Source organism: Acetobacter okinawensis JCM 25146, from assembly GCF_000613865.1.
In the GTDB taxonomy this organism is placed as follows: domain Bacteria; phylum Pseudomonadota; class Alphaproteobacteria; order Acetobacterales; family Acetobacteraceae; genus Acetobacter; species Acetobacter okinawensis.
In genome coordinates, this window is record NZ_BAJU01000023.1 from 31199 (window position 1) to 42313 (window position 11115).

The 11115-nt window shown below is 61.7% G+C and carries 8 protein-coding genes and 1 pseudogene; 3 read left to right on the forward strand and 6 right to left on the reverse strand.

Annotation, left to right across the window (positions count from 1 at the left end; translation table 11 throughout):
* Positions 1-17: 17 nt before the first annotated feature.
* The 3 genes and pseudogenes from xdhA to xdhC all read left to right on the forward strand — a co-directional run bounded on the left by xdhA (position 18) and on the right by xdhC (position 4772).
* On the forward strand, positions 18-1535 hold the full coding sequence (gene xdhA, locus JCM25146_RS10235) for a xanthine dehydrogenase small subunit (protein ID WP_025827765.1): 1518 nt from the start codon (positions 18-20) through the stop codon (positions 1533-1535).
* Positions 1528-3917 (forward strand): annotated as a pseudogene (gene xdhB, locus JCM25146_RS18705) (xanthine dehydrogenase molybdopterin binding subunit). Before xdhA ends, xdhB begins: the two are co-directional and overlap by 8 nt.
* 96 nt (positions 3918-4013) lie before the next feature.
* On the forward strand, positions 4014-4772 hold the full coding sequence (xdhC, locus tag JCM25146_RS18710; protein ID WP_408734918.1) for a xanthine dehydrogenase accessory protein XdhC: 759 nt from the start codon (positions 4014-4016) through the stop codon (positions 4770-4772).
* Here xdhC and JCM25146_RS10250 read toward each other — a convergent pair.
* The 6 genes from JCM25146_RS10250 to JCM25146_RS10275 form a co-directional block, all read right to left on the reverse strand.
* The gene (locus tag JCM25146_RS10250; protein ID WP_025827766.1) at positions 4729-6603 is read right to left on the reverse strand and encodes a CocE/NonD family hydrolase; all 1875 of its coding nucleotides are present in this window, start codon (positions 6601-6603) and stop codon (positions 4729-4731) included. The genes xdhC and JCM25146_RS10250 overlap by 44 nt on opposite strands.
* Positions 6604-6700: 97 nt before the next feature.
* Positions 6701-8050 (reverse strand): AtzE family amidohydrolase, encoded by a 1350-nt coding sequence (locus tag JCM25146_RS10255; protein WP_025827768.1) that lies wholly within the window; start codon positions 8048-8050, stop codon positions 6701-6703.
* Positions 8047-8235 (reverse strand): DUF4089 domain-containing protein, encoded by a 189-nt coding sequence (locus tag JCM25146_RS10260; RefSeq protein ID WP_025827770.1) that lies wholly within the window; start codon positions 8233-8235, stop codon positions 8047-8049. The genes JCM25146_RS10255 and JCM25146_RS10260 overlap by 4 nt, the downstream gene beginning before the upstream one ends.
* 15 nt (positions 8236-8250) lie before the next feature.
* Positions 8251-8655, reverse strand: coding sequence for an oxalurate catabolism protein HpxZ (gene hpxZ, locus JCM25146_RS10265; protein WP_025827772.1), 405 nt, complete (start codon positions 8653-8655; stop codon positions 8251-8253).
* 34 nt (positions 8656-8689) lie between these two features.
* The gene (locus JCM25146_RS10270; RefSeq protein ID WP_025827774.1) at positions 8690-9916 is read right to left on the reverse strand and encodes a pyridoxal-phosphate-dependent aminotransferase family protein; all 1227 of its coding nucleotides are present in this window, start codon (positions 9914-9916) and stop codon (positions 8690-8692) included.
* Positions 9888-11115: allantoate amidohydrolase (locus tag JCM25146_RS10275; RefSeq protein WP_025827776.1), on the reverse strand; the 1228-nt coding region annotated here is incomplete at its 5' end. The genes JCM25146_RS10275 and JCM25146_RS10270, both read right to left, overlap by 29 nt.

Below are 11115 nucleotides of genomic sequence, written 5' to 3' on the forward strand. Positions count from 1 at the left end.
AGGCCGGGAGAGCATGCATGCGCCAGCACATCCGCTTTTATGTGGGGGATACACTCCACCATCTCTCGGACCTGCCGCCGGAGATGACCCTGCTGGACTGGCTCCGCGAGCAGCAGAACCGCACAGGTACGAAGGAAGGCTGTAACGAGGGAGACTGCGGTGCCTGCACCGTGCTTGTCGGGCGGCTGGAGCAGGACAGGCTGGTGTGGCGTGCGGTCAATGCCTGTATCCATATGGTATGGATGCTTGATGGCGCGCAGTTGTTGACTGTGGAGGACCTGCGGACTGCCAGTGGTGGGCTGCACCCCGTGCAGCAGGCCATGGTGGACGAGCATGGGTCGCAATGCGGCTTCTGCACTCCGGGGTTTGTCATGTCCATGGTCGCATTGTCCACACGCGCGGATCTGGCGGCGCTGGAGGGCACACTGGATGGCGAGCGCGTGATAAACGAGGCCCTTGCAGGCAATCTGTGCCGCTGCACGGGCTATGCACCCATAGTGCGCGCCATGAAAAAAGCGGCCGCCCACTGCGTTCGTAATGGTGAGCCCATAAGTGCGCGCCATGAGGAACTGACCGTACGCCTGCGTGCCTTGCAGGATGGCAAAACGGTGGAACTGCGCAGCCCCAAAGGACGCATAACGCTGCCCGCCAGTGTGGACGCACTGGCTACGGCCTATGCGCAGGACCCGGCGGCCGTGCTGGTTGCCGGTGGCACGGATGTGGGGCTGTGGGTGACCAAACGGTTGCGCCAGCTCCCCCATATTATTGCCGTGCGGTCTGCACAGGACCTGCACAACATCCACACCCGCCCCGATGGTGCATTGTGGATCGGGGCTGCGGTCACCTATACCGAGGCCATGCCCCACCTGTTTGCACACCTGCCTGCGGCAGAGCAAACGTTGCGGCGCATTGGCTCCACACAGGTGCGCAATGCCGCCACGGTATGTGGCAATATTGGCAATGCCTCCCCCATTGGCGATGGCCCGCCCATTTTTATGGCGGCAGGGGCGCAGTTGCACCTGCGTTGCGCAGACGTGCGGCGCGTTGTGCCGCTGGAGGCGTTTTTTCTGGAATATGGCAAACAGGATATTCAGCCCGGCGAGTTCATAGAAGGGGTTCTGGTGCCGCCACTGGTGCAGGGGAGCGTGTGCGCGGTGTATAAGGTTTCCAAACGCTTTGATCAGGATATTTCGGCTGTGCTGGGGGCGTTTGTGCTGGTTATGGCCGCGGACGGCACCATACAGCAGTCCCGTCTGGCCTATGGGGGTATGGCGGGCATACCCTGCCGGGCCAAAAAGGCAGAGGCCGCCATGCTTGGCCAGCCCAGAACACAGGCGACCCTGCGCGCCGCTCAGGCTGCCATACAGGAGGATTTTACCCCCCTGTCAGATATGCGCGCCAGTGCTTGGTACCGCTCCACTGTTGCGGCCAATCTGCTGGCTCGCCTGTTTGAGCCCGAGCCAGCCAGCAGCGTAGCGGGCATGACCACAGGGGCTCCAACATTACAGAACTGGCGGGAGCTGGCGGATGGTTGAGGTACAGAGCACCGTGCAGACCCAGACCGATACAACGCTGCCCCATGGTTCCGTGCAGGTTGCTGGGGGGGCATCTTCTTCCCTGCGGCACGAAAGTGCGCACCTGCACGTAGCGGGGGAGGCACGGTATGTGGATGACGTGCCACTCCCCCCCAACGCCGTGCACGTTGCTCTGGGCCTAAGCCGTAGTGCCCATGCGCGTATCCTGAGCATGGACCTGAGCGCGGTTGAGGCCCACCCTGACGTGTTGTGTGTGCTGCGCGCGCAGGACGTGGCGCACAACCAGATTAGTCCCGTGGGGGCGGGCGATGAGCCACTTCTGGCCGAAGATCATGTGTTTTTTTATGGCCAGCCCCTGTTTGCCGTGGTGGCCCAGACCCGCCATGCTGCCCGCCATGCCGCAGCCCTTGCGCAGGTCACGTACGAGGACAAGCCCGCTGTGCTGAGCATAGAGCAGGCACGTGCCCAAGGCGGGGCACTGGTCTGCCGCTCGCTGGAAATGACACGCGGAGACGCCCCGCAGGCTCTGGCCGCTGCCCCGCACAGGCTTGCGGGCCAGCTTGTGGTTGGCGGTCAGGAGCACTTTTATCTGGAAGGGCAGGCCGCACTGGCCTGCCCGGGGGAGGATGGGGAGATGCGCGTGTGTTCCTCCACCCAGCACCCGACGGAAACCCAGCATATGGTGGCCCATGTTCTGGGCTGCCCCAACAACCTTGTGACCGTGGAAGTGCGGCGCATGGGTGGTGGTTTTGGCGGGAAGGAAACACAGGCCAACATTGTGGCCTGCCTTGCAGCCCTTGCCGCTGCCCGCACGGGCCGCCCCGCCAAACTCCGCCTCGACCGTGATGACGATATGATGGTCACAGGCAAACGCCATGACTTTGTGATCGATTATGATGTGGGGTTTGACGCACAGGGCCATGTGCTGGGGGTGGATATGGAGCTGGCTGCCCGTTGTGGCTGGTCGGCCGACCTGTCCGGCCCGGTTACGGACCGCGCATTGTTCCATGCCGATAACGCCTATTACTACCCCGATGTACGCCTGCGCTCCCTGCCATTGCGGACCAATACACAGTCCAACACGGCTTTTCGCGGCTTTGGTGGCCCGCAGGGGGTTGCTGCGGCCGAGCGGATTATGGAGGAAATTGCTTTTGCCACCGGGCTGGACCCGCTGGATGTCAGGCTACGCAATGCCTATGGCACAACCGAACGGAACCTGACCCCGTACCATATGACCGTGGAGGATTCCATTACCACGGAGGTGCTGAGCCAGCTTGCCATAGATTGTGATTACCGTAAGCGCCGTGAGCAGATAAGGCTTTTAACAAGACAAGCCCGCATATGCGGCGCGGCATTGCCATTACGCCGGTTAAGTTTGGTATTTCCTTTACCGCCACGCATTTCAATCAGGCGGGCGCACTGGTGCATGTCTATACTGATGGCTCCGTGCAGGTGAACCACGGCGGCACGGAAATGGGGCAGGGCCTGCACACCAAAATGGTGCAGATTGCCATGCGCGAGTTCGGGCTTGCGCAGGAGCGTGTGCGCATTACCGCCACCACCACTGGCAAAGTGCCCAATACCTCTGCAACCGCGGCGTCCAGCGGTGCGGACCTGAACGGCATGGCCGTGCTGGCGGCGGTGCGCACAATCAAGGACCGGCTGGTAACATTTGCCGCCAGCCACTGGCAGACCCCGCCCGAACAGATACAGTTTACCGCCCAAGGCGTTGTGGTGGGGGAGGCACTGGTGCCGTTCGCAACGCTGGTCAATGCAGCGTATATGGCGCGTATCTCCCTCTCCTCCACGGGGTTTTACAAAACGCCTAAAATCTCGTGGGATGCGGCAACCGGGCGGGGGCGCCCTTTTTACTACTTTGCTTATGGTGCCGCCTGCGCAGAAGTGGCGGTGGACTTGCTGACAGGCGAGAACCGCATGGAGCGTGTGGATATTCTGCATGATGCCGGTCTCTCGCTTAACCCTGATATTGACATCGGGCAGATAGAGGGTGGCTTTGTGCAGGGTGCTGGCTGGTTAACCATGGAGGAACTGTTCTGGGATACGGCAGGCCAGTTGCGCACACATGCCCCCAGCACATACAAAATTCCTGCCTGCTCTGATCGGCCCCGTATTTTTAATGTGCGCCTTATGGAAAACGTCCCCAACAGGGAGGACACCATCTTCCGCTCCAAGGCGGTGGGGGAACCGCCTTTTGTGCATGGTGTGGCCGTATTGCATGCCATTTCCGATGCGCTGGCCAGTGTGGATGACTACCGCACCTGCCCGGGGCTGAATGCTCCGGCAACGCCTGAGCAGATTTTGCGCGTGGCCGAACGCCTGCGCCAGCGCCGTGCGGGGGCAGATGCACAGGCTCGCGCCTGACGTCCTGCTCCGCCAGTGGCGGCAGGCCCCGCAGCCCCTTGTTGTGGCGCGTGTAACCCTGACGCGCGGCTCCACCCGCGGGAGGAAGGAGCCTTTATGCTGGTAGGGCAGGCTGTTGTGGCAGGCACTGTGGGGGGCGGCGCGCTGGAACTGGCGTGTGAGCAGCACGCCCATGCCATGCTCTGCTCGGGCGAGGTGGTGCGCGAACACCAGATTGTGCTGGGGGGGGCAAATGTCAGCCAGTGCTGTGGTGGCCGTGTGGCTGTCAGGCTGGAGGTGCTGACCCCGGAGTTATGCACGGAGCTGGAGGACCAGCTTGCCCGCCAGAGCAACCTGCGGGTCAGCCTGTTCCTGTTCGGGGCCGGGCATGTGGGGCGCGCACTTGCCCACGCACTTGCCCCCCTGCCGCTACGGCTGGTCTGGGTGGACCCGCGTGCGCATGAATTTGGTACCGTGCCCAGCGGGGTGGATGTGCGCGTAACATCCGACTGGGCCGGGGTGCTGGCTACGGCACAACCGGGGGCGGGGGTGTTGGTGCTCACCCCATCGCACACGCTGGATGCGCTTATTGTGGAGGCGGCACTCCTCCAGCCCGGTCTGGCCTATGTGGGGCTGATCGGCTCGCGCGCCAAGCGGCTGCGGTTTGAAAAATCGTTCGCAGAAGTTGGAGTTTTGCCAGAGCATCTGGCAAAACTGGTCTGCCCTATAGGGGATCGGGGTGTGCGGGACAAACGCCCCGAGGTTATTGCCGCCCTTGTGGCGGCCGAGGTGGTGGAAAAACTGCTCCATCCCTCACCCCGGCAGCAGGTTTTTACAACGCGGGCGGGTGATCCACCCCTTGCGTTACAGGGATAACGGGCAAAACAAGCGCTGAAGGATGTTTGCGGTCATGCAGAATGGTCTGTGTGGCGACAAGCGTGCGGTCGGACTGGCCAAACACCTCCCCGGTATTGGGGTTGGGTGCAAACTGCGGATAATCACTGGAGGAAATTTCCAGCCGTATGCTGTGACCTTTTAAAAACAGGTTGCTGGTTGGCCAGACTTTTATCCGGTATTCGTACACTGCACCGGGGGTGATCAGCTCCGGTGTGGAGAGTGAATTGCGAAAACGTGCGACCTGAATCCCATTGTTCAGGTTAAGGGCCGTGCCGTCGGGGGCGACATCCACCAGTTTGGCGGTAAAGTCCGTATCTGTTGCGGTGGAGGTGGCAAACAGGTCAACCGTAATCGGGCCGGTTACGGCCAAAGGGGCATTCAGCGGTTTGCTGGTATAGACCAGTATGTCTGGCCGCTGCTCAACTTGGGACTGGTCGTATTGTCCCTGCGGGCCAAAGCTCCATTCGCAGCAGGAATGTCCACCTACGCTGGGTACGGGGTTGTGCGGGTCATACACAAAGGTGTCGGTCTTTGTGGTGCTGTGTTTGTCCTGATGCTCAGGTGTCAGGCTACCATCGCCCATAACCGAGGATGCGCTGCGGCCACTGCCCAGATACCACTTTTGGTACTGTGTTCCGGCAATGGGCCAGGAGGAGGCTGTGTGCCAGCGGTTTTCGCCCATGGTAAAGTAGTCCACGCGCGGGCCGGTTTGCACACCGTTGTCCATGCCTTTTAAAACATGGTCAAACCACAGGAGCATCAGTTCGTTCACCGGACTGTTGGCCACGGGGCCGATGGCCTTGAGCCGTGGGCTGACACTGGAATCCGGGCGGCCCCAGCCAATGTGGTCCCACGGGCCGATGACAATGCGCTGGTTGGCGCGTGCAGCCGCCGAGCCACCTTGGGCTTGCATGCCGTTAAAGTTTTCCAGCGCGCCGCTCAAAAAGGAATCATACCATCCATCAAACGCCAGGACGGGTACGGTTACCTTGGCATAGCGGGATTTGATGTCGAACGCCTTCCAGTATGCATCAGATGTGGAGTGTTTGATGGCATCGTAAAAATACGGGGCAACATTTTTGCCGTCCACGGTAAAGGGCGTGAAGGTGGCATAGGGGGTCTGGCGCATAAGTACAGCCGCATTGTGCCCCTGTGCCGCCAGTTCTGCCGCCAGTTTTTTATCCCCCCGGTTTTCTGCCGCGGAGGAGGCAATGTCCTCCATCATCCATGGTTCAATAAATGCCAGACGGAAGGCGCCATCCTCGTAAGTCCAGCCATCGCCGTAATCCGAGCCGGTGTTGGAGGGAACAATGGTAGCAAGCGATGGAGGTGTGGCGGTAGCGGCCAGCCACTGGGTCGCACCCACATAGGAGGACCCATACATGCCGACCTTGCCGGTGGAGCCGGGCAGGCGCGCGGCCCATTCCACGGTGTCATATCCATCGTCACGGTCATTGCGATATTCGTAGAACACGCCATCGGATTTTCCCTGACCACGAATATCCTGCACCGCCACAATGTAGCAGTGGGATGCAAACCAGTCGGGGGAGTGGAAGCGCGACGGGTCAGTCTGCGCAGCAGCCTTGCCATACTGCGTGCGCATCAGAATAACGGGGACTTTGTCCTTTGTTGCGGGGGTGTACACATCTGCGCGTAGTGTCACGCCATCGCGCATGGTGACGGGGACATCGGTCTGTTTGCTGACTGCGCAACTCCCGCGTCCAACCGTGTCGGGTAACGTGCCTGCATGGGCATGGCTGACCGCAAGAGCGGCCAGCCCGCATCCCAAGAAAAGCAGAAACCGGTGCATGGGTGTTCTTTCGTACAATATATCGGTAACGAAATGGTTGGCCGCAAACGGACGAAAGAGCAACCTTATATTACAACATTATCCTATCTTGTGTCTGTCAGGCGGCCTGCTGCGTGTTGAGCGGGTAGCGCCCGGCAAGGCCTGCCTGCTCCAGCTTGCGGGCAAGGCTGAACAGAGCTGCCTCACGCCCGGGGGCGGCAACCAGTTGTAGCCCCAGAGGCAGCGTGCCTGTGTTGCTCAATGGCAGGCACAGCACGGGCAGGCCCGGCAGGCTGAGTGGCTGGGTGTACAGGCCCAGATTGGCACGGGCGGAGGTGGGCTTGCCCCCAACCATGATGGTCGGGTCATCCAGCAGAGGGGCCTCACACATGACGGATGGGGCAATCAGCACATCCGCCTGCTCAAATACAGCATGCACCTGCTCGCGGAACCAGCGGCGGAAGCGCTGGGCCTGCACATAGGTGCTGGCGGGTAGCATGGCACCGGCAAGTAGTCGGTCACGGGTTGCGGGGTCGTACTCCTCCGCTGCGGCACGCAGGCGGGGCAGGTGCAATGTCCCCCCTTCGGAAGCGGTGATGACGAAGGAGGCAGCCCGTGCTGTGGGCGTTTGTGGCAGTTCGGTGGTGCCCGTAAGCCCAAGGTGCGCGCAAACCCGGCTTATGGCCGCTGCCAGTGCGGGGCTCAGGTTCTGGGCAAACCAGCCGCCCAGACAGGCTACGCGCAGGTCCTGCGGTTCGGGCTCGGCAGGGGTATCTGCCATGATGTAAAAAATATTCCGCAGGTCTTCCAGCGTGCCGGTAAAATGGCCCACCACGTCCAGACTGGCGGAAAAAGGGTAGGCCCCTGCGCGCGGCAGGCGGCCCAGCGTGGGCTTGAGCCCCCATACCCCGCAAAGGGATGCGGGTACACGGATGGAGCCGTTGGTGTCTGTCCCCAGTGTAAAGGGCAAAAAGCCTGCGGCCACGGCGGCAGCGGACCCGCCGGAGGAGCCACCGGCCATGCGCTGCGTATCATGCGGGTTGCGGGTGATACCGTAATGAGCATTATCCGTGGCAAAACCGTAGGCAAATTCATCCATGTTCAGCGTGGCTACGGGAATGGCTCCGGCGGTGCGCAACCGGGCGACAAGGGCTGCATCCTGTGCCGCAGGGGGGGTGTTGCGCAGCACAATGGAGCCTGCGGTGGTCACATGGCCCTGAATATCAAACAGGTCCTTGACCCCGAACGGCACACCGGCCAGCGGGGGGAGCGGCTCCTTACGCGCCACCATGGCATCCACCGCATGGGCCTGCTGCATGGCCTGCTGGGCAAACAGGTGCGTTACGCTATGAATGGCGCTGTCGTGCTGGGTTATGGTGTTAAGCACGGCCTGCATGGTGGAGGCTGCGCTGCGTTTGCCACTGCGGATGTCATGCGCAATGCTCTGAGCACTTGCAAAGCGGGTCATGGCGTGTAATCCCCCGCTGGTTCGCACGTATCGGGTAATGGAAAGTCCCTTATAAGGGAAGCATAGTTCTGCAATACTCTGGTGTTGGCAATAACACCGGCAACACAGGCCGGGGGGAGTGCAAGCTCCATGGCCTGTGCGCGGGCGGCAACAAGAACCTCGTCAGAGAAGGGAGGCGAAGTCACGGCGTGCTCCTTTCCTTACAGTGTGGGGCGTTCTGTTTCTGGCTGCTCGGCCATGATGGACACATGAGCTGCCAGAATTTTCCAGCCATCAGGGGTGTTGATCCATGTCTGCATCTGCCGCCCTGTGCGGGTGGAACCGATGCGGCGAAATTCCAGACTGACGACCCCCGCATGGGTGCCAATGGGGGTTATGGTGCGGCGCAGCACGGTGCGGGCGGGTGAGCCACCCGTGCGGTTACGGCGGAAGGCGGCAATTTCGTCCGCGCCGTAAAGGTTTTCTCCCACACCGTAGCGTACGGTCTGCGGTCCCTGCCAGAACAGGGCGTCCAGCTCCTCCACCCTGTTTTCGGCCAGTGCGTGTTCGTACTGGTCGGAGCAGTGGGTCAGCGCCACGATGGTCTGGGCATCATCGAGTTGCATGCGCTTTGCCTCCTTGTTGTTATGGACTGGCCTTTTACGGCCAGTCCGCCAGTGCTGCGTCTACCGCAGCACCACGTGGCAGGGCATGGCCCTGTGCCGCAAGGCAGGCTTCCAGCGCGCCAAGGGTCAGCAGCACCTTATGTTTGACGGCGTTGTACCCCATGGTGCCAATGCGCCAGACGCGGCCTGCCAGCGGGCCAAAAGCCGTGCCGATTTCTATGCCAAAGTCATCGCGCATGCGGGTGCGTATGGCCTCGCCATCCACGCCGTCTGGAATCCATATACCGGTCACATTGCTCATGCGGTGTGCGTCATTGCCAAAAAGGCGCAGGTTCATGGCGCGCAACCCTGCAATCAGGCACGAACTGGCCTGTACGTGGCGGGCAAAGCGGGCTTCCAGCCCTTCCTCCAGTGCAATACGTGCGGCTTCCCGCGCGCCGTAGAGCATGGTTGTGGCCTCGGTATGGTGGTTAAGGCGCTTTTCCGACCAGTAGTCCATGACCATGGCCAGATCGAAGTAATTGGAAAGGATGCGTGTACGGCTGCCGTTGTGCACGCCTTCGGCGCGAATACCGGCCTCTACATGGCGGCGGGCCATAATGTGCTCGGCCGCCCGGTCGGATATGGTAATGGGGGCGGAACCGGGGGGGCCGGCCATGCATTTTTGTAACCCGCCGGAGACCACATCAATCCCCCATTCGTCCGTCCTGACAGCCATGCCGCCCAGTGTTGCGGTGACATCCGTGTAGGACAGCACATCATATTTGCGGCACAGTGCGCCCACGCCATCCAGTGGCTGGGCCATGGTGGTGGAGGTGTCCCCATGAATGCAGGCAAAGACTTTGGGCTTGTGGGTTTTCAGCGCGTCCTCGATCTGGGCCAGTGTGGCCACTTCCCCCCATGGCAGGTCAAGCGAGCAGATGGTGGCACCAATACGCTCGGCTATTTCGGACAGGAGCAGGCCAAAGCGCCCGGCCCGGACAAGCAGAATTTTGTCGCCCGGTTCCACCAGAGAGACCAGAGCTGCCTCAATGCCCGCGCGCGCCGTGCCGTCCACCAGAAAGGTCCACTGGTTCTGCGTCATGAAAATCTGACGGTACAGAGCCATGGTTTCGTTCATGTACTCTGTCATTTCCGGGTCGAACTGGCCCAGCATGTCCGCAGACATGGCGCGGAGCACACGCGGATGCGCGTTAATGGGGCCGGGGCCCATTAACATACGCTGGGGCGGATCAATCTGCCGGAAAAAAGAGGAACTCATGCAGAAAACTCCGTTGGTGTTGGGGCCGGGGTGGCGCAAGTGCCTGTATAAAGTCGAGCATGACCAGCAGGGCCGTGTGTGCATCATCATGCCGCACGGCTTCGGCCGGGTTGTGACTGATCCCTTTGTGGCAACGCAGGAACAGCATGCAAACCGGGGTGAGTGCTGCCATGACCATGGCGTCATGCCCCGCACCGCTGACCAGCCTGTGCGCGGGCTGGCCGGTAATGCGGGCAACGGATGTTGCCAGACGCGCGGTCAGCTCCGGGTCGCACGGGGTGGGGGCCAGATCGTTCTGGAGCTCAATACGCAGTGCCACGCCACGGGTGTCTGCAATATCTTGCAAGGCCGTGCGGATTTTGGTGGCAGCCCGGTCGCGCACGTCTGCCGTGCCCGCACGGATGTCCAGACTGAAGGTGACATGCCCGGGCACAACATTGCTGGCTCCCGGCCCTACGTGCAACTGACCAACCGTTGCCACCAGATCGGCCGGACCACTGGCACCAATGCGTTCGATTTCCACAAGGGCTTGTGCGGCGGCGGCCAGTGCATCCTTGCGCAGGGACATGGGCATGGTGCCTGCATGGCCCGCTACCCCCACCATACTCACCTTGAAGCGGTATTGCGCGGCAATGGCCGTGACCACGCCAACGCTCATGTCCGCCGCTTCCAGCACCGGCCCCTGCTCTATATGCGCTTCCAGATAGGCCACAACCTGTTCGGGGGTATAGGCGGCCTCCCTGTAACGGGCGGGGTCCAGCCCTGCGTGGTGCAGTACATCGCCCAGCGTGCTGCCGCTGGCGTCCACCGCATCCAGCGGTAGGGTGTCCAGCGTGCCAGCCACCGCGCGGGAAGTCAGCATGGAGGCAGGAAAGCGCGAGCCTTCCTCATCCCCAAAGCCGATCACCTCTATGGCAAATGGCAGGCGCTCACCCCGTTCGGCCAGATGGGCCACAACTTCTATGCCCAGCATAACACCCAAGGTTCCATCATACCGGCCCGCATTGCGCACGGTATCCAGGTGCGAGCCAATAAGCAGCGCGGGTGCGCCGGGTGTCTGCCCCTCGTAACGGCCGATCAGGTTGCCTGCGGCGTCCGTGCGGCTGGTCATGCCTGCGGCGTGCATCCACTGTGCGACCTGCTGGCAGGTGCTCCTGTGCGCATCGGACAGATACGCGCGGAAAAGACCGTCCTGCGTG